Source organism: Caenispirillum bisanense, assembly GCF_039523075.1.
Taxonomy (GTDB): domain Bacteria; phylum Pseudomonadota; class Alphaproteobacteria; order Rhodospirillales; family Rhodospirillaceae; genus Caenispirillum; species Caenispirillum bisanense.
Window position 1 is genome coordinate 215448 of sequence record NZ_BAAAEP010000002.1, and the last position, 17922, is coordinate 233369.

Consider the following 17922-nt stretch of genomic DNA (forward strand, 5'->3'; position numbering starts at 1 on the left):
AGCGTCAGGACAAGGCCTGGACGATCTCCTCCGTCATCTTCTTCGCGTCGCCGAACAGCATCATGGTGTTGTCGCGGAAGAACAGTTCGTTCTCCACGCCGGCATAGCCGGAGGCCATGGAACGCTTGATGAAGAGCACGGTCTTGGCCTTTTCCACGTCGAGCACCGGCATGCCGTAGATGGCGCTCTGCGGGTCGGTCTTGGCGGCCGGGTTGGTGACGTCGTTGGCGCCGATGACATAGGCGACGTCGGCGGTGGTGAACTCGTGGTTGATCTCTTCGAGTTCGAACACCTCGTCATAGGGCACGTTGGCTTCCGCCAGCAGCACGTTCATGTGCCCCGGCATGCGGCCCGCCACCGGATGAATGGCGTAGCGTACCTCCACCCCTTCGGCCTTCAGCAGGTCGGCCATTTCGCGCACCGCATGCTGCGCCTGGGCGACCGCCATGCCGTAGCCGGGGACGATGATCACCTTGCTCGCGTTCTTCATGATGAAGGCCGCGTCGTCGGCCGAACCGGCCTTCACCGCCCGGTCGCCGGCCACGCCACCCGCCGCCGCGGCGGAGGTGTCGCCGCCGAAGCCGCCGAGGATGACGTTGATGATCGAGCGGTTCATGCCCTTGCACATGATGTAGGACAGGATGGCGCCCGACGCGCCCACCAGGGCGCCGGTGATGACCAGGGTGGAGTTGCCCAGCGTGAAGCCGATGCCCGCCGCCGCCCAGCCGGAGTAGCTGTTCAGCATGGACACGATCACCGGCATGTCGGCGCCGCCGATGGGCAGGATCAGCAGGAAGCCGAGCGCGAAGGCCAGCGCCACGATCAGGCCGAAGGCGAAGTAGGAGCCGGTGGCGGCGAACCAGATCACCAGCAGGATCACCAGGATGCCGAGCGCCGCGTTCAGCGGGTGCTGCATGGGGAACACCAGCGGCTTGCCGGTGACCAGACCCTGCAGCTTGGCGAAGGCGACGATGGAGCCGGTGAAGGTGATGGCGCCGACGGCGGTGCCGATGGACATTTCAATCAGCGAACCGGCGCCGATCTTGCCCACGTGGCCGATGCCATAGGCTTCCGGGTTGAACAGCGCCGCCGCCGCCACCAGCACGGCGGCCAGGCCGACCAGGGAGTGGAAGGCGGCCACCAGCTGCGGCAGGGCCGTCATCTGGATGCGCAGGGCGATGACGGTGCCGATGGCGCCGCCGATGATGATGCCGAAGACGATCCAGACATAGGACTGGACCACCGGCGACACCAGCGTGGTCAGGATGGCGATGCCCATGCCGACCATGCCGAAGATGTTGCCCTGGCGGGCGGTTTCCGGGCTCGACAGCCCGCGCAGCGCCAGGATGAACAGGACCGACGCCACCAGGTAGGCGAGGATCGTGAAGCTTTCTACAGCCATGGTGCGCGGTCCCCCTTACTTCTGCTTCTTCTTGAACATGGACAGCATGCGCTGGGTGACCACGAAGCCGCCGAAGATGTTGACGCTGGCCAGCACCACGGCGAAGAACCCGAGCACCTTGGAGCCCGAGAAACCCTCCGGCCCCGCCGCCAGCATGGCGCCGACGATGATGACCGACGACACGGCGTTGGTGACGGCCATCAGCGGCGAATGCAGCGCCGGCGTCACCCGCCACACCACGTAGTAGCCGACGAAGACGGCCAGCACGAAGACGGTCAGCAGCCAGTAGAACTCGCTCGGGGCGCCGGCCGCGGCGGTGGCGGCATCCTGGGTCAGGCGGGCGACCTCGGCGGCCACCAGCCGGGCGTTCAGCGCCAGGGCCTCGGCCTGTTCGGCCAGCAGCTGGGCGGCGCCGGCGACCTTTTCCTGTTGTTCCATCACTGGCCTCCCTCGGCTTCGGCCTTCTTCAGCATGGGGTGGACGACGGCGCCGTCGCGGGTGACGAGGGTGCCTTTCACCAGATCATCATCCCATTTGAAATCAAGCGACTTGCTGTCCTTGTTCACCTGCGGGGTGAGGAAGTTCAGCAGGTTCTTGGCGAACAGCAGGCTGGAGTCCGACGCCAGCCGGGCCGGCATGTTGGTGTGGCCGACGATGGTGACGCCGTGCTTGACCACCACCTTCTCGGGCTCGGTCAGTTCGCAGTTGCCGCCGGCTTCCGCCGCCAGGTCGACGATGACGCTGCCCGGCTTCATGGTCGCCACCTGCGCCGCGGTGATCAGCGTCGGCGCCCTGCGGCCCGGGATCAGCGCGGTGGTGATGACCATGTCGGCCTTGGTCAGGTGCTCGCCGACGACCTTCTTCTGCTTCTCGAAGTATTCGGGCGGCATTTCCTTGGCGTAGCCGCCGGCCGTCTCCGCTTCCTTCTCCATCGCCTCGTCGACCACCACGAACTTGCCGCCGAGCGACTGCACCTGTTCCTTGGTGGCCGGACGGACGTCGGTGGCATAGACCACGGCGCCCATGCGCTTGGCGGTGGCGACCGCCTGCAGGCCGGCGACGCCGGCGCCGAAGATGAGCACGCGGGCCGGCGGCACGGTGCCGGCGGCGGTCATCATCATCGGCATGGCGCGGTTGAAGGTGGACGCAGCCTCGATCACGGCGCGGTAGCCGGCGAGGTTGTTCTGCGAGCTGAGGATGTCCATGGACTGGGCGCGGGTGATGCGCGGCATCAGCTCCATGGCGAAGCTGGTCACCTTGCGGGCGGCCAGGGCCTCCACCACCGCCGGCTCCGTCAGGGCCTTCAGGTGGCAGACCAGCACCGTGCCTTCCTTGTACTGCGCGACTTCGTCGGTGCCTTCGCCGGCGGTCAGCGGGCGCTGCACCTTGAAGATGACGTCGGCCGTCCCGACCGCCTCGGCGGCGGTGGCGGCGATGGACGCTCCGGCTTCCTTGAACGCTTCATCGGTAAAGGCGGCACCCTCCCCGGCGCCGGTCTCGACCACCACGTCGAAGCCAAGCCCGACGAGCTTCTTCACGGTGTCGGGCGACGCCGCCACGCGAAGCTCGCCTTCGCGTCGCTCCTTCGGTATGGCGATTCTCATTGTGACTTATCCCCTTATTCTGCCTGTGCCGCGCCTGCTCGGTAAGCCCAACACCATGGCGCCTTGCAATGCAGCATGCAAGCGCCTTGACCGTGCAGAACCCCTCCCACCCCCGCGGAACGACTAGCTTATTAGATTTACATCATGAATAAAACCCACCCCTTCGGGCCGGTCGCCAGCCGACAACTGCAGGGCGCAAAAGACCGGGTGCGGCGGTAGGATAAAGCCGCATTTCCTTTGACGGCCGGACGCCGCCGCCGGACACTCAGGGCAACCACAAGCAAAGCAACCGGATCGGGAGGATACACCATGCCGCAGCCGCGCCCGGCGCTGCCGACCCACGAGACCATCTTCACCGTCGACCCGGTGCCGCTGAAGTACGGGCACGGCGCCCTGGCGGAACTGGGCGGCGACGCCCGCGGCCTCGGCATGACGCGCGTCGGCCTGTTCACCGACCGCACCGTCGCCGGCCTGCCGTGCATGACAACTGCCCTCGCCGCCCTGCGCGAAGCGGGGCTCGACGTGGTGGTCTATGATGCGGTGGAGGTGGAGCCGACCGACCGCTCCTTCGCCGCCGCCGCCGCCTTCGCCCAGTCGGCGCGGCTGGACGGCTTCGTGTCGCTGGGCGGCGGGTCGGTGATGGATACGGCCAAGGCGGCCAACCTGCTGTCGACGTGGCCCGACGACCTGCTGGCCTACGTCAATGCTCCGGTGGGCGGGGCGAAGCCGGTTCCAGGGCCGCTGAAGCCGCACATCGCCTGCCCTACCACCTGCGGCACCGGCAGCGAAACCACCGGCGTCGCCATCTTCGACCTGCCGGAGCGGCAGCTGAAGACCGGCATTTCCAACCGGCTTCTCAAGCCCCGGCTGGCGGTGGTTGACCCTACGGCAACCTACACCCTACCCGCCGGAGTGGTCGCAGCCACCGGCTTCGACGTTCTCACCCACGCCATCGAAAGCTACACCGCGCGCCTGTTCACCAGCCGCGACAGGCCCGCCGCGCCGGCCCTGCGGCCGCCCTACCAGGGTGCGAATCCGTGGAGCGACGGCGGCGCGCTGGAGGCCATCCGGCTCGGCGGCCGCTATCTCGAACGGGCCGCCGCCGATGCCGCCGACACCGAGGCGCGCGACTTCCTCACCTTCGCCGCCACGCTCGCCGGCATGAGCTTCGGCAATGCCGGCGTCCACATCCCCCATGCCATGAGCTACGCCGTCGCCGGCCTCAACCACGAGTACCGCGCCGCCGGTTACGATGCCGCCGGCCACGGCATGGTGCCGCACGGCATCTCGGTGGTGGTGAATGCCCCCGCCGCCTTCCGCTTCACCGCCGATGCCGACCCGCAGCGCCACCTGACCGCCGCCGCCGCCCTGGGGGCCGACATCCACCAGGCCGGCCCGGACGATGCCGGCGCGGTGCTGGCCGGGCGCCTGGCGGAGATGATGCGCGCCACCGGCATCCCCAACGGCCTGTCCGACATCGGCTATACCGACGCCGACATCCCCGCCCTGGTCAACAGCGCCTGGCCGCAGCAGCGCCTGCTGGTGCAGGCCCCGAAGCCGGTGACGGAAGCCGACCTCGCCGACCTGTTCCGCGCCGCCATGCGCTATTGGTAAGGCGCCGGCCTCAGGGGCCGAACACCTTGCTCCACAGCAGGCGCAGGCGGTCGCCGCTGGCGTCGGGGCGTTCGGTGAAGGCCTCCGGTTCGCCCATCAGGCGGCCGGAGGCATCCACCACCGCCCGGATGCCCCAGAACCCCAGTTCGGTGCCGCCGAACATGCCGTAGCGGTAGTCGCGCGCCTCCACCATCACGCGGCCGTCGCCATCGGGGGTGACGTGCCAGATGACGTTGTCCATGGCGAACCAGCGGAAGATGGCGCCCTGCTCGCTCTCCGCCACCGCCTGGGCCGGCGGCGGCAGTTCGCCGCGGGGGAAGCTGCGCCAGTCGATGGGGCGCGGCGCCAGCACGGAATAGAAGCCGACCTCCACCGCCTCCGGCCGCTCCACCACCACCCGCCGCAGCCACGGCTGGAACAGGGTGGGATAGGCGGTGACCTGAGCCGGGGCGGCCAGCTGGCGGGCGACCAGCTGTTCCACCTGCACGTTGACGCTCCAGCCGAACAGCGTCCAGGCGCTGATGAACAGCAGCGCCGCCGCAGCCGCCACCTGGGCCAGCAGCACCCGCCGCGCCGCCACCGCGCCGATCACCACCGCCACCACCAGCGGCAGCGAGTAGATCGGGTCGATGATCGGCATGGCGTTGATGGCGAAGCGATGGCTCGAAAGCGGCGCCAGCAGCTGGGTGCCGTAGCTGGTGAACAGGTCGATGATCGGGTGGGTGATCAGCGCCGCGATGGTCAGCCACACCCACGACGCCAGGATCTGCGGATCGGGCCGCCGGTCGGGCTCGCGCCGGCGCCACCACAGCCACAGGCCGAGCGCCAGCAGGGCGCCCATGGCCGGCCCGAAGAACAGCGAATGGGTGATGCCGCGGTGGTGAACCCAGGCGGCGAAGGGTCCGGCGACCCACCCGGCGGCGACGTCCAGATCGGGCACGAGGCCGAGCACCGCCCCGACGGCGATGGCCTTGCGACCAAGCCGGCGGCGGAAGCCCACCTGCGCCACGGTGGCGCCGAACAGCATCTGCGTGACGGTATCCATGGCCGTCAAGGTAAGGCCGCATCGCCTCTTCTTCCAGGGGGCGATGCGACGCGGCGGCGGTTACTCGCCGGCGGTGTGGCGCAGCGCCTCCAGGTCGCAGCGGAAGCGGTTGGTGCGCACCTCGGTCACCGTGCCGGCGCGCTTGAACTCCGCCACCACCCGGCTGGCGGTTTCGGTGGTGACGCCGAGCATGGCGCCCAGGTCTTCCCGGCTGAACAGCTCCACCTCCGGCGCGCCGGTGCAGGCGGGCTCCACCTCCGCCAGATGCAGGAACAGGCGGGCGACGCGCGAGCGGGCGGAGCCGGTGGACAGGCCCGTCAGCCATTCGTCGGCCTGCTTCACGTTGCTGTGCCAGCGCTTCATCAGCTGGGTGTGCAGGCGCGGCGTCTCCACCGACAGGCGGCTGACCACCTCGCGCGGCAGGCGGCAGACGGTCACCGGCCGCAGCACCACCGCCGAATGCTCGTAGGGCTCGCCGAGCAGTACCTCCAGCCCGGCGGTATCGCCCCGCCGCAGCAGGCGGACGATGCGCTGGCTGCCGTCGGGCAGGTACTGCACCAGCTTCACGAGGCCGGAGCGCACGGTGAACAGGGCCGTGCCCTCGTCGCCGGCGTGGTAGAGGGCGCTGCCGGGGTCGTAGGCCAGTTCGTCGATGGGCAGGTGGATGAGATCGAAGTCCTCCGCCCGCAGGTCGGCGAACAGCGCCATGTCCCGAATCGTGCAGCCCTCACACTCCGCCTGTCCCTTCCAGGCGGATTCGATGCGACTTTTCTTCACCACGGCCTCGCGGTTGGACAGCCTTCGGCGGCCATCGTCTTTTTGATCGCGACACTTTAGGATCATTCGCCGCACGCGAAAAGGGACAACCCCAGCAAGGTCTTGCTCATGGCCGCCGCGCTGATCGTCGAAAGCCTCCGCCGGCCGCCGCTGCCGCCGGTGTCGTTCACCCTCGCCGCCGGGGAGTGCGTGGCCGTCACCGGGCCGTCCGGCTCGGGCAAGACGCTGCTGCTGCGGGCCATCGCCGACCTCGACCCCAACGACGGCCGGGTGACGCTGGACGGCGTCGATCGAGCCGCCGTGCCGGCTCCCCAGTGGCGGCAGCGGGTGGCCTTCGTGCCGGCGGAAAGCGGCTGGTGGGCCGCCACCGTCGCCGACCACCTGACGCCGGAAGCCCTGCCGCTGCTGGCCGCCGTCGGCATGGAGGATGCCGCCGCCTGGCGGGTGGAGCGGCTGTCGAGCGGCGAGCGCCAGCGCCTCGCCATGGTGCGGGCGCTCGCCCTGAAGCCACGCGTGCTGCTGCTGGACGAGCCCACCGCCAACCTGGACGCCGCCGCCACCGCTGCGGTGGAAGCCCTGATCGGCGCGGCGCTGAGGGAGGGCATGGCGGTCGTCCTCGCCAGCCACGACCGCGAGCAGGTGGCGCGGCTGGCCGGGCGCGAACTCGCCTTCCGCGACGGCGCCCTGACGGAGGCCGCCGCATGACCCCCTACAGCGGCAACCTGGGGTGGGTCGACCTTGCCGTCTCCGCCCTGCTGATCGTCCTGGCGGGGGCGGTGTCGCTCGCCTGGGGGCTCGGCATCCATCGCCGGCTGCTGATCTCGGCGGTGCGGTCGGTGGTGCAGTTGCTGCTGCTGGCGCTGGTGCTGCAATGGCTGTTCGCCCATGCCTCGCCCTGGCTGACGGGGCTGGCGGCGGCGGTGATGCTGGGGTTCGCCGCCAACGAGATCTTCGGCCGCCAGGACCGCCGCCTGACCGGCGCCTGGGGCTACGGCGCCGGCGGGCTGGCCATCACCCTGGCGGCGACGGCGGTCACCCTGTTCGCCCTCGCCGGGCCGGTGCGGCCGGAGCCGTGGTACGATCCGCGCTATGCCATACCGCTGCTGGGGATGATCCTCGGCAACGTCATGACCGGCATCGCCGTCGGGCTCAACACCCTCACCGCCGCCGTCGCCCGCGACCGGACGGCCATCGAGGCGCGGCTGGCGCTCGGCCACAGCCGCTGGCGGGCGCTGGGCGATACGGTGCGCCACGCCCTGCGCACCGGCCTGATCGGCATCGTCAATAGCATGTCGGCGGCCGGCATCGTCTTCATCCCCGGCATGATGACCGGCCAGATCCTCGCCGGCCAGCCGCCGGAAGAAGCCGCCCGCTGGCAGATCCTGATCCTGTTCCTCATCGCCGGCGCCACGGCGGTGGGCACGGTGACGGCGGTGATGCTGACCGTCGCCCGCCTCACCGACGACCGCCATCGGCTGCGGCTGGATCGCCTGCAGACCAGGGGCGACGGCCGCTGATCCTGTTTTGTTCTTTAGGTCAGGCGACCAGGGCGGTGGCGATCACCGACCACAGATAGATGACGCCCAGCAGGGACAGCAGCGCCAGGGTTTCGCGGAACAGCGTGGGGAAGGACATGACGGGTCTCCTCATCAGGCTCGGTTCGCGGAATGTTCCAATGCGGTGATGAGAACACACGGGGAACGAGCCGTCAAGCGGGTGTTTTCGCGCCCTTTGCCAAAGCCGCGCCGCCGCCTATATTCGCCGCCATGATCGAGAGCCCCCTGCCGCCGCCCCGCGCGCCTGTCGACCGCCGCCTGTCCGTCGCCCCGATGATGGACTGGACGGACCGCCACGACCGCGCCTTCCTGCGCTGCCTCACCCGCCGCACGCTGCTCTACACGGAAATGGTGGTCACCGGCGCCATCCTGCACGGGCGCGACCCGGCGCGGTTCCTCGGCTACAGCCCGCAGGAGCATCCGCTGGCGCTGCAGCTGGGCGGCTCCGACCCGGCGGAACTGGCCGCCTGCACCCGCATCGCCGCCGAGTGGGGCTATGACGAGGTCAACCTCAACTGCGGCTGCCCGTCGGACCGCGTCAGCGCCGGCCGCTTCGGCGCCTGCCTGATGGCAGAGCCGCAGCTGGTTGCCGACTGCCTGAGCGCCATGCGCGAGGCGGCGCCCGCCGCGGGGCCGGAGGTGACGGTCAAGCACCGCATCGGCATCGACGACCTCGACAGCTACGACCACCTGACGCGGTTCGTCGACACGGTGGCGCGGGCCGGCGTGCGGACCTTCATCGTCCACGCCCGCAAGGCCTGGCTGAACGGCCTCAGCCCCAAGGAAAACCGCGAGATCCCGCCGCTGCGGCACGACGTGGTGCATCGCCTGAAGCAGGATTTCCCGCAGCTGGAGATCATCCTCAACGGCGGCATCCTGTCGGTGCCCGAGGCCCTGACCCACATCGGCCCGACAGACGGCGTGATGATCGGCCGCGCCGCCTATGAAACCCCCTGGGTGCTGCACGAGGCCGACCGGCTGGTGTGGGGCGAGCCGGCGGGCGAACCCGACAGCCGCCATGCGGTGGTGCGCCGCTTCCTGCCCTATGTGGAGGAGCAACTGGCGGCGGGAACCCAGCTCAAGCACATGACGCGGCACATCCTGGGCTTGTTCCAGGGCTGCAAGGGCGCCCGCGCCTGGCGCCGCCACCTGTCGGAAAACGCCTGCCGCTCCGGCGCTGGCGTCGAAGTGGTGGAAGGGGCGCTGGCGCTGGTGCCGGAGGAAGTCGGGGTGGCGGCGTAAGGCGGCGGCCCCTACTCAATCACCAGCTGCACCCAATCCGACGCAAACCGCGTGACCCCCAGGTTCACCGGCCGGCCGTCGTGATCCACGTCCAGGGCTTCCGTCACCAGGATGGGGCGGTTGCGGGGTTGGTGGAGGAGGTCGGCGTCGCCGGGGCTCGGCATGCGGGCCAGCACGCGGGTCCACTTGCGCGTGTAGTCCTCCACCCCGAAGCGGGCCAGTGACTGGGTGATCGACTGCGTCTCGCGGAAGGCGATGTCGAAGCCGGGGAAGCGGTCGGCCGGCAGGTATTGCGTCGAGAACGAGATGCGCCGGCCGTCGGCCATGCCCACCGTCTCCAGCACCACCACCCGGCCGCCGCGCTTCAGGCCCAGGGCCTCGGCCACGGCGGCGTCGGCTTCGCCCAGTTCGGCGCGGATGAACTCGTGCCCGGCCTCGCGCCCCACCTTCATGAGGTTGGAGGCAAAGCGGGTGCGCTTGCCGACGGCATAGTCGATGACGTGTTCGTGCACGAAGGTGCCGCGCCCCTGCTCCACCCGCAGCAGGCCCTTTTCCTCCATCTCCGCCAGCGCCCGCCGCACCGTGTGGCGGTTGACCTGGAAGCGGTCGGCCAGTTCGAACTCGGTCGGCAGCCGCTCGCCGGGCTTGACCTGACCGTCGGCGATCTCGCGCTCCAGCACCTGCTGGATCTGGCGCCACAGGGCGACGCCGGCGCCCCGGCGGCGGTCGATACCGTCATCCATCGCGTCTTCTCCCCAGCCGGATCAGGGCTTTGCCGTCACCGAAGTTTCACCGCACGCCCCCTTGCCGGGGTCGGTCGCGGCGGAGTATAAAGGGCTCAGATATAGACGTCTAGACAAATTTTTCCCTTGTCGAGGTGGACGATGACGACGGACGACGTGGCGGCACGGCAGCGGTGGATGGGGGTTCTGGCCCGCACGCCCCTGCCCCGCCTGGAAGAGGCCTTCGCCGCCCTGCCGGCGCCCCCGGCCTACGAGCCGCTGCGCCGGCCGGAGATCGGCTCCGCCCTGGTGCGTGCCCGCGCCGGCGGGTCGGGACAGCGCTTCAACATGGGCGAGATGACCGTCACCCGCTGCTCGGTCCGCACCTCCGACGGCATGGTCGGGCACGCCTATGTCGCCGGCCGCTCGCGCCGCAAGGCGGAGCTGGCGGCGGTGTTCGACGCCCTGCTGCAGACGCCGCGCCTGCACCGCCAGCTGCTGCGCGACCTGATCGAGCCGCAGGCCGAGGCGCTGGCCGCCGCCCGCGCCGCCAGGGTGGCCGAGGCCGCCGCCACGCGGGTGGAGTTCTTCACCATGGTGCGCGGGGAGGATTGACCATGACCGCCGCTGCCGACCTTCGCCCCGGCCTCGCCGACCCGGTGCTCGACGGACAGGCCGTGTTCCGCACGGTGCTGAAGGCGCTGTCCTTCCCCGGCCGCATCCAGCCGCTGCCCGTCGCCCTGACGCCGCCGGCCCCGCTCACCCCGGCCGCCGCCGCCGTGCTGCTGGCGCTGGCCGACCTAGAGACGGCGGTGTGGCTCGACCCGGCGCTGGATACCCCGGCCGTGCGCGGCTGGCTGCGCTTCCACGCCGGCTGCCCCATCGTCGAGGCGCGCGGGCAGGCGGCCTTCGCCGTCATCCCCGCCGACGGCGAGATGGAGGGCTTCGCCCTCGGCACGCCGGAGTTCCCGGAAACCGCCGCCACCGTCATCGTGCAGGTGGCGGCGCTGACCGAGGGCGCCGGCCCCACCCTCACCGGCCCCGGCATCGCCGAGACCGCCCGCCTCACCGCCCCCGGCCTGTCGCCGGCGTTCTGGCCGGCCCTTGTCGCCAACGGCGCCCTGTTCCCGCAGGGGATCGACGTCATCCTGGCGGCGCCGGACCGCATCGCGGGGCTGCCGCGCACCACCCGCATCACGGAGTGACGCCATGTACGTTGCCGTCAAGGGCGGCGAACGCGCCATCGACAACGCCCACCGCCTGCTCGACCACGAGCGGCGGGGCGATACGGCGGTGCCCGACCTCAGCCTCGCCCAGATCAGGGAACAGATGACGCTGGCCGTCGACCGCGTCATGACCGAAGGCTCGCTCTACGACCGCGACCTCGCGGCGCTGGCCATCAAGCAGGCGCGCGGCGACCTGATGGAGGCGATCTTCCTCCTGCGCGCCTATCGCACCACCCTGCCCCGGCTGGCGGTCAGCGAGCCCGTGGACACCGCCCGCATGACGGTGCGCCGCCGCATCTCGGCCACCTTCAAGGACCTGCCGGGCGGGCAGGTGCTAGGCCCCACCTTCGACTACACCCACCGCCTGCTCGACTTCCGGCTGGCGGCGGAGGCGGACGAGCCGCCGCCGGCACCCGCCCGCGGCGAGCCGCGCCAGGACGAGACGGTGCCGCGCGTGACCGACCTGCTCAACCACGAAGGGCTGATCGAGCGCGAGGTGCCGGCCGATCACGTTCCGGTCGGCGACATCACCCGCGAGCCGCTCACCTTCCCCGCCGGCCGCGATGTCCGCCTCCAGACCCTGGCGCGCGGCGACGAGGGCTGGCTGCTCGGCCTCGCCTATTCCACCCAGCGCGGCTACGGCAAGACCCACCCCTTCGCCGGCGAGATCCGCATGGGCGAGGTGGCGGTGGAGATCGTGCCGGAGGAGCTGGGCTTCGCCATCGACATCGGCGACGTCACCGTCACCGAATGCCAGATGATCAACCAGTTCAAGGGATCGAAAGCCGCCCCGCCGCAGTTCACCCGCGGCTACGGCCTCACCTTCGGCCACGGCGAGCGCAAGGCCATGGCCATGGCGCTGGTCGACCGCAGCCTGCGGGCGGCGGACCTGGGGGAGGATCTGGTGGCGCCGGCCCAGGATCAGGAATTCGTGCTCTCCCACTGCGACAACGTGGAAGCGTCCGGCTTCGTGCAGCACCTGAAGCTGCCCCACTACGTCGATTTCCAGGGCGAGCTGGTCACCGTGCGGGCCATGCGCCAGGACCACGACAAGCGACGGGAGGCTGCCGATGCGGCCGAGTGACGACACCCTGGCGGGCTACAACTTCGCCTACCTGGACGAACAGACCAAGCGCATGATCCGCCGCGCCATCCTGAAGGCGGTGGCGATCCCCGGCTATCAGGTACCGTTTGCGGGGCGCGAGATGCCCCTGCCCTACGGCTGGGGCACCGGCGGCATCCAGGTGACGGCGGCGGTCATCGGGCCGGACGATACGCTCAAGGTCATCGACCAGGGCGCCGACGACACCACCAACGCCGTCTCCATCCGCCGCTTCTTCGCCACCGTCGCCAATGTGGCGACGACGGAGAAGACCACGGAGGCGACCGTCATCCAGACCCGCCACCGCATCCCGGAAAAGCCGCTGACCGAGGATCAGATCCTGGTCTATCAGGTGCCCATCCCCGAGCCGCTGCGCTGGATGGAGGCGCGCGAGACCGAGACGCGCAAGATGCACGCCCTGGAAGACTACGGCGTCATGCACGTGAAGCTGTACGAGGACATCGCCCACCTCGGCCGCATCGCCACCTCCTACGACTACCCGGTGAAGGTGAACGGCCGCTACGTCATGGCGCCCTCGCCCATCCCCAAGTTCGACAACCCCAAGATGGACCGCATGCCGGCGCTGCAGTTGTTCGGCGCCGGGCGGGAGAAGCGCATCTACGCCGTGCCGCCCTACACCCGCGTCGAAAGCCTGGATTTCGAGGACCATCCGTTCGAGGTGCAGACCTGGGACCACGCCTGCGCCTTGTGCGGGTCCACCGAAAGCTATCTCGACGAGGTGGTCATGGACGACCAGGGTGGACGCATGTTCGTCTGCTCCGACACCGACTTCTGCGGCGAGCGCCAGGCCGCCCAGGCCCGGGAGGCGGCGGAATGATGCCGTTCGATCTGAACACGGAGCGCCCCCTGCTGCGCGTCGACGGTCTCGCCCGCCATTACGGCGACCGCATCGGCTGCACCGACGTCTCCTTCGACCTGTGGCCCGGCGAGGTGCTGGGCATCGTCGGCGAGTCCGGCTCCGGCAAGACGACGCTGCTCAACACCCTGTCGGCGCGGCTGGAGCCCACCGCCGGCCGCATCGAATACCGCACCCGCGACGGCGAGGTGGTGGACGTCTACGGCCTGTCGGAGCCGCGCCGCCGGCTGCTCATGCGCACCGAATGGGGCATCGTCCACCAGAACCCGCGCGACGGCCTGCGCATGGCCGTGTCCGCCGGCGCCAACATCGGCGAGCGGCTGATGGCGGTCGGCGCCCGCCACTACGGCGGCATCCGCGCCCAGGCCATCGACTGGATGGGCCGCGTCGAGATCAAGGAGGAGCGCGTCGACGACCTGCCGCGCACCTTCTCCGGCGGCATGCAGCAGCGCCTGCAGATCGCCCGCAACCTGGTCACCGGCCCGCGCCTGGTGTTCATGGACGAGCCGACCGGCGGCCTTGACGTCTCGGTGCAGGCGCGGCTGCTCGACCTGCTGCGCACGCTGGTGGGGCAGATGGGGCTGTCGGTGGTGCTGGTCACCCACGACCTGGCCGTCGCCCGCCTGCTCGCCCACCGGCTGATGGTGATGAAGGACGGCCGGGTGGTGGAACAGGGCCTGACCGATCAGGTGCTGGACGACCCCCACCACCCCTATACCCAGTTGCTCGTCTCGTCCGTGCTGCAGGTCTGAGGAACCCCGCCATGACCCCCACCCCCATCATCGACGTGCGCGACCTCGGCAAGGATTTCGTGCTGCACACCCAGGGCGGCGTCCGCATCCCGGTGTTCTCCGGCCTGTCGCTGACGGTCGCCGCCGGCGAGTGCGTCGGCCTGCACGGGCCGTCGGGCACCGGCAAGTCCACTCTGCTGCGCTCCCTTTACGCCAACTACAAGCCCGACACCGGATCGGTGCTGGTGCGCCATGGCGACCGCGTGGTCGACATGGCGACTGCCGAGCCGCGCGACGTGCTGGCGGTGCGCAAGCATACCCTCGGCTACGTCAGCCAGTTCCTGCGCGTCATCCCGCGCGTGCCGGCGCTGGACGTGGTGGCGGAGCCGCTGAAGCTGCTGGGCGCGTCGGAGGCGGCGGCGCGGGAGAAGGCCGCCGGCCTGCTCGCCCGCCTGCGCATCCCGGAACGGCTGTGGCACCTCGCGCCGGCCACCTTCTCGGGCGGCGAGCAGCAGCGCGTCAACATCGCCCGCGGCTTCGTCGTCGACTATCCGGCCCTGCTGCTGGACGAGCCGACGGCGTCGCTCGACGCCGCCAACCGCGACACTGTGGTGGCCCTCATTCAGGAAGCCAAGGCGCGTGGCTGCGCCGTGGTCGGCATCTTCCACGACGCCGACGTGCGCAGCCGCGTCTGCGACACTCTGTTCGAGATCGAAGGATATCGTCATGCCGCGTGATCCGCAGAACGGGACCAGCAAGACCATGAGCCAGGAGATGATCCTCACCAACGCCCGCGTGGTCTGCCGCGACCGGGTGATCGACGGCGGCACCGTGGTGGTGCGCGACGGCCTGATCGCCGAGGTGGCCGAGGGTACCTCCGCCCTGCCCGGCGCGCTCGACCTGGATGGCGACTACCTGCTGCCGGGCCTGATCGAGATGCACACCGACAACATGGAAAAGCACTTCGTGCCGCGCCCCGGCGTGCTGTGGCCGTCGCCGCTGGCCGCCGTGCTCGGCCATGACCTGCAGGTGGCGGGGGCGGGCATCACCACCGTGTTCGACGCCATCTCCGTCGGCGAATATGCCGAGAAAGGGCCGCGCCGCAACATCCTGGCGCAGTCCTTCGCCGGGGTGAAGCACGCCCGCGCCGAGGGGCTGACCCGCGCCGACCACTTCTTCCACATGCGCTGCGAGGTCTCCGACCCCTGCGTGGTGGAGATGTTCGAGCCCTACGCCGCCGATCCGTTGGTCAAGCTGGTGTCGGTGATGGACCACACCCCCGGCCAGCGCCAGTGGACCGACGTCTCCAAGTTCGTGCAGTACAACAAGGGCGAGAACTGGAGCGAGCAGGAACTGGCCGACAAGCTGGCCTTCCTGCGCGACGTGCAGGACAAGTACGCCATCCGCCATCGCCGCATCATCGTCGACCTGTGCCGCACCCACGGCATCCCGCTCGCCAGCCACGACGACGCGACGGAGGAGCATGTGGCCGAGGCGGTGGCCGACGGCGTGGTGATCGCCGAGTTCCCCATCACCATGACCGCCGCCGTCAAGGCGCGCGAGGCCGGCCTCAAGACCGTGATGGGCGCCCCCAACGTGGTGCGCGGCGGCTCGCACTCCGGCAACATGTCGGCGGTGGACTGCGCCCGCGAGGGCCAGCTGGACGGGCTTTCCAGCGACTATGTGCCATCCTCGCTGCTGTTCGCCGCGTTCGTCATGATGGAAACCCTCGCCATGCCGCTGAACGAGGCCATTGCCAAGGTCTCGGCCAACGTCGCCGACATGGTGGGGCTCACCGACCGCGGCCGCATCGCGCCGGGCCTGCGCGCCGATCTGGTGCGCGTCACCCACACGGAGCATACTCCGGTGGTCCGCGAGGTCTGGGTCACCGGCAAACGGGTCTGTTGATGGAGCACACCGATCTTTCCGCCCACCGTTACGCCCTCTATTTCGCGCCGTCGCCCGACGAGCCCATGGCGCAGATCGCGCGCCGCTGGCTCGGCCGCGACTGCCGCACGGGGGCGGCGGTGGAGCAGCCGCGCATCGACGGCATCAGCCCGGCGCGGCTGCGGGAGATCACGGCCGATGCCCGCCGCTACGGCTTCCATGCGACGCTGAAGGCGCCCTTCCGGCTGGCGGAAGGGCGCGACCCCACGGAACTGCGCCGGGCGCTGCGGGAATTCACCCTGGTGCGCCAGCCCTTCACGGTGCCGAGCCTGGTGCTGACCGCCGGCCTCGGCTTCCCCGCCCTGGTGCCGGAGGAACCGTGTCCGGCGCTGGACCGGCTGGCCGCCGACTGCGTGCGCGCCTTCGACCTGTTCCGCGCCGCCCCGACGGCGGAGGAGATCGCCCGCCGCACCCGCGCCGGTACCCTCAGCCCGCGCCAGCGCGACCACCTGGAGCACTGGGGCTACCCCTATGTGTTCGAGGATTTCCGCTTCCACATGACCCTCGGCGGCCCCCTGCCCGACGAGGACGAGCGCCATGCGGTGATGGCCGCCCTGGCCGATGCCTTCCGCGACTGCCTGGGCAAGCCGCTGCACGTCACCGCCGTGTGCCTGTTCATCGAGCCGGAGCCGGGGGCCGATTTCCGCCTGTTCTGCCGCGACAAGTTCGGCTGAACCGGCGGCCCCCTCCCATTTCCCTTCTCTCATATACCATTTCACGGCGTGCTGCTGGGCGTCCCGGCGCTATTGTGCGACTATCCGATGAGGTAATCCGAACGCGCCACCGCCCCGATCGCAGGGGAGAGGGCGGCGCCTGCTGCATACGGGACGGGGGAAGATGAAGACGCTCCGCATCATGACACGGTTCTGGCTGATCGTTGCCACGGTGGCGGTCGGCATGACGCTGCTGATGGCCTACGGCCTGTGGCAGTTGCGCGCCTCGCTGGTGGACCAGGAAACCAACGGCCTGCGCCAGGTCACCCAGGCCGCCAACTCGCTGGTGAAGGACTACATCGCCCGCGGCAAGGCCGGGGAGATGACGCCGGAGGAGGCCAGGGAGCAGGCGCTGAAGGCGCTGGCCACCTACCGCTTCGGCGATGACGGCTACTTCTACGCCTTCGACCGCCAGGGCATCTTCCGCATGCACGCCCTGAAGCCGGACATGGTCGGCAAGGACCTGATCGACCTCAAGGACCCCAACGGCGTCTTCATCGTCCGTGAAATGGTCGCCGCCGTCGACAAGACCGGCGAGGCAGTGATCGAATACATCTGGCCGAAGCCCAGCATCAACGGCAACGCGCCCAAGATCGGCTACGCCATCGAAGTGCCGGAGTGGAAGCTGATCATCGGCACCGGCATCTACGTCGACACCATCGACCAGAAATTCTGGTCCGTCGCCGGCCCCTATCTCGCCATCGCCCTGGTGATGCTCGGGGTGGTGGTGGCCATCGCCCTGTGGATCAGCAAGTCGATCACCCGCCCCATGAGCGACCTGACCGGCGGCATGCGCACCCTGGCCGCCGGCGACCGCACCATCACCGTCAACCACGCCGACGAGCCCAACGAGCTGGGCGACCTCGCCCGTGCCCTGCAGGTGTTCAAGGACGCCGCCATCGAGCAAGACCGCCTGACCGCCGCCCGGCAGGCCGAAGCCGAGCAGAAGCTGGCCCGCCAGTCCCAGGTGGAAAAGCTGACCGCCCGCTTCGACCAGACCATCATCCGCCTCATGGGGACGGTGGAATCCTCCATCGAAAGCCTGCGCTCCGCCGCCGGCAGCCTGGATGCGGGCGCGGCCCACACCGCCGAGCGGTCGGTGCGGGTGGCGACGGCCTCGGAACAGGCGTCGGCCAACGTGCAGACGGTGGCGACGGCGGCGGAGGAACTGTCGGCGTCGATCCAGGAGATCACCCGTCAGGTGTCGCGCTCGTCGCAGATCGCCGCCGAGGCGGTGGAGGAAGCCCGCCGCACCGACGGCATCGTCCGCGGCCTGGCCGAAGCCGCCGGCAAGATCGGCGAGGTGGTCAAGCTCATCACCGACATCGCCGAGCAGACCAACCTTCTCGCCCTGAACGCCACCA

Annotated in this window: 19 protein-coding genes; 13 read left to right on the forward strand and 6 right to left on the reverse strand. The window is 70.1% G+C overall.

Going from position 1 to position 17922, the window contains the following annotated elements; all coding sequences use genetic code 11:
• Positions 1-4: 4 nt before the first annotated feature.
• From ABD056_RS02710 to ABD056_RS02720, 3 genes are read right to left on the reverse strand one after another with little or no spacing between them, the layout of a single operon-like run.
• Positions 5-1402 (reverse strand): NAD(P)(+) transhydrogenase (Re/Si-specific) subunit beta, encoded by a 1398-nt coding sequence (locus ABD056_RS02710; RefSeq protein WP_343864147.1) that lies wholly within the window; start codon positions 1400-1402, stop codon positions 5-7.
• 15 nt (positions 1403-1417) lie between these two features.
• Positions 1418-1840 (reverse strand): NAD(P) transhydrogenase subunit alpha part 2, encoded by a 423-nt coding sequence (locus ABD056_RS02715; protein WP_343864149.1) that lies wholly within the window; start codon positions 1838-1840, stop codon positions 1418-1420.
• Positions 1840-3006, reverse strand: a complete 1167-nt coding sequence (locus ABD056_RS02720; RefSeq protein WP_343864151.1) for a Re/Si-specific NAD(P)(+) transhydrogenase subunit alpha — start codon at positions 3004-3006, stop codon at positions 1840-1842. Before ABD056_RS02720 ends, ABD056_RS02715 begins: the two co-directional genes overlap by 1 nt.
• Positions 3007-3315: 309 nt before the next feature.
• Here ABD056_RS02720 and ABD056_RS02725 point away from each other — a divergent pair, with 309 nt between their 5' ends.
• Positions 3316-4620 carry a hydroxyacid-oxoacid transhydrogenase gene (locus ABD056_RS02725; RefSeq protein WP_343864153.1) on the forward strand — a complete coding sequence of 435 codons (1305 nt, stop codon included), beginning with the start codon at positions 3316-3318 and terminating at the stop codon, positions 4618-4620.
• 10 nt (positions 4621-4630) lie between these two features.
• Here the strand turns inward: ABD056_RS02725 and ABD056_RS02730 are convergent, their stop codons facing one another.
• A complete protein-coding gene (locus ABD056_RS02730) occupies positions 4631-5665 on the reverse strand; it encodes a metal-dependent hydrolase (RefSeq protein WP_343864154.1) in 1035 nt (344 codons plus the stop codon).
• 60 nt (positions 5666-5725) lie between these two features.
• Positions 5726-6442, reverse strand: coding sequence for a Crp/Fnr family transcriptional regulator (locus ABD056_RS02735; protein WP_343864155.1), 717 nt, complete (start codon positions 6440-6442; stop codon positions 5726-5728).
• A 108-nt stretch (positions 6443-6550) separates the two neighbouring features.
• Between ABD056_RS02735 and ABD056_RS02740 the strand changes: the two genes are divergently transcribed.
• The 3 genes from ABD056_RS02740 to dusA all read left to right on the forward strand — a co-directional run bounded on the left by ABD056_RS02740 (position 6551) and on the right by dusA (position 9240).
• A complete protein-coding gene (locus tag ABD056_RS02740; RefSeq protein ID WP_343864156.1) occupies positions 6551-7147 on the forward strand; it encodes an ABC transporter ATP-binding protein in 597 nt (198 codons plus the stop codon).
• Positions 7144-7959, forward strand: coding sequence for an ABC transporter permease (locus ABD056_RS02745; protein ID WP_343864157.1), 816 nt, complete (start codon positions 7144-7146; stop codon positions 7957-7959). Before ABD056_RS02740 ends, ABD056_RS02745 begins: the two co-directional genes overlap by 4 nt.
• 249 nt (positions 7960-8208) lie before the next feature.
• Entirely contained in the window at positions 8209-9240 is a 1032-nt protein-coding gene (gene dusA, locus ABD056_RS02750) for a tRNA dihydrouridine(20/20a) synthase DusA (protein WP_343864159.1), read from the forward strand.
• Between the two features lie 11 nt (positions 9241-9251).
• Here dusA and phnF read toward each other — a convergent pair whose 3' ends face one another.
• Entirely contained in the window at positions 9252-9983 is a 732-nt protein-coding gene (phnF, locus tag ABD056_RS02755; protein WP_343864161.1) for a phosphonate metabolism transcriptional regulator PhnF, read from the reverse strand.
• A 141-nt stretch (positions 9984-10124) separates the two neighbouring features.
• Here phnF and phnG point away from each other — a divergent pair, with 141 nt between their 5' ends.
• The 9 genes from phnG to ABD056_RS02800 form a co-directional block, all read left to right on the forward strand.
• The gene (gene phnG / locus ABD056_RS02760) at positions 10125-10577 is read left to right on the forward strand and encodes a phosphonate C-P lyase system protein PhnG (RefSeq protein ID WP_343864163.1); all 453 of its coding nucleotides are present in this window, start codon (positions 10125-10127) and stop codon (positions 10575-10577) included.
• A 2-nt stretch (positions 10578-10579) separates the two neighbouring features.
• A complete protein-coding gene (gene phnH, locus ABD056_RS02765) occupies positions 10580-11167 on the forward strand; it encodes a phosphonate C-P lyase system protein PhnH (RefSeq protein WP_343864165.1) in 588 nt (195 codons plus the stop codon).
• Positions 11168-11171: 4 nt separating this feature from the next.
• Positions 11172-12272 carry a carbon-phosphorus lyase complex subunit gene (locus ABD056_RS02770; RefSeq protein WP_343864167.1) on the forward strand — a complete coding sequence of 367 codons (1101 nt, stop codon included), beginning with the start codon at positions 11172-11174 and terminating at the stop codon, positions 12270-12272.
• Entirely contained in the window at positions 12259-13128 is an 870-nt protein-coding gene (locus tag ABD056_RS02775; protein ID WP_343864169.1) for an alpha-D-ribose 1-methylphosphonate 5-phosphate C-P-lyase PhnJ, read from the forward strand. The genes ABD056_RS02770 and ABD056_RS02775 overlap by 14 nt, the downstream gene beginning before the upstream one ends.
• On the forward strand, positions 13125-13919 hold the full coding sequence (phnK, locus tag ABD056_RS02780) for a phosphonate C-P lyase system protein PhnK (protein WP_343864171.1): 795 nt from the start codon (positions 13125-13127) through the stop codon (positions 13917-13919). The genes ABD056_RS02775 and phnK overlap by 4 nt, the downstream gene beginning before the upstream one ends.
• An 11-nt stretch (positions 13920-13930) precedes the next feature.
• A complete protein-coding gene (gene phnL, locus ABD056_RS02785; protein ID WP_343864173.1) occupies positions 13931-14635 on the forward strand; it encodes a phosphonate C-P lyase system protein PhnL in 705 nt (234 codons plus the stop codon).
• The gene (locus ABD056_RS02790; protein ID WP_343864176.1) at positions 14625-15806 is read left to right on the forward strand and encodes an alpha-D-ribose 1-methylphosphonate 5-triphosphate diphosphatase; all 1182 of its coding nucleotides are present in this window, start codon (positions 14625-14627) and stop codon (positions 15804-15806) included. Before phnL ends, ABD056_RS02790 begins: the two co-directional genes overlap by 11 nt.
• Complete coding sequence (locus ABD056_RS02795) at positions 15806-16519, forward strand: DUF1045 domain-containing protein (RefSeq protein ID WP_343864178.1); 714 nt, start codon at positions 15806-15808, stop codon at positions 16517-16519. The genes ABD056_RS02790 and ABD056_RS02795 overlap by 1 nt, the downstream gene beginning before the upstream one ends.
• 163 nt (positions 16520-16682) lie before the next feature.
• A partial coding sequence (locus tag ABD056_RS02800) for a cache domain-containing protein (RefSeq protein WP_343864180.1) occupies positions 16683-17922 on the forward strand: 1240 nt, incomplete at its 3' end.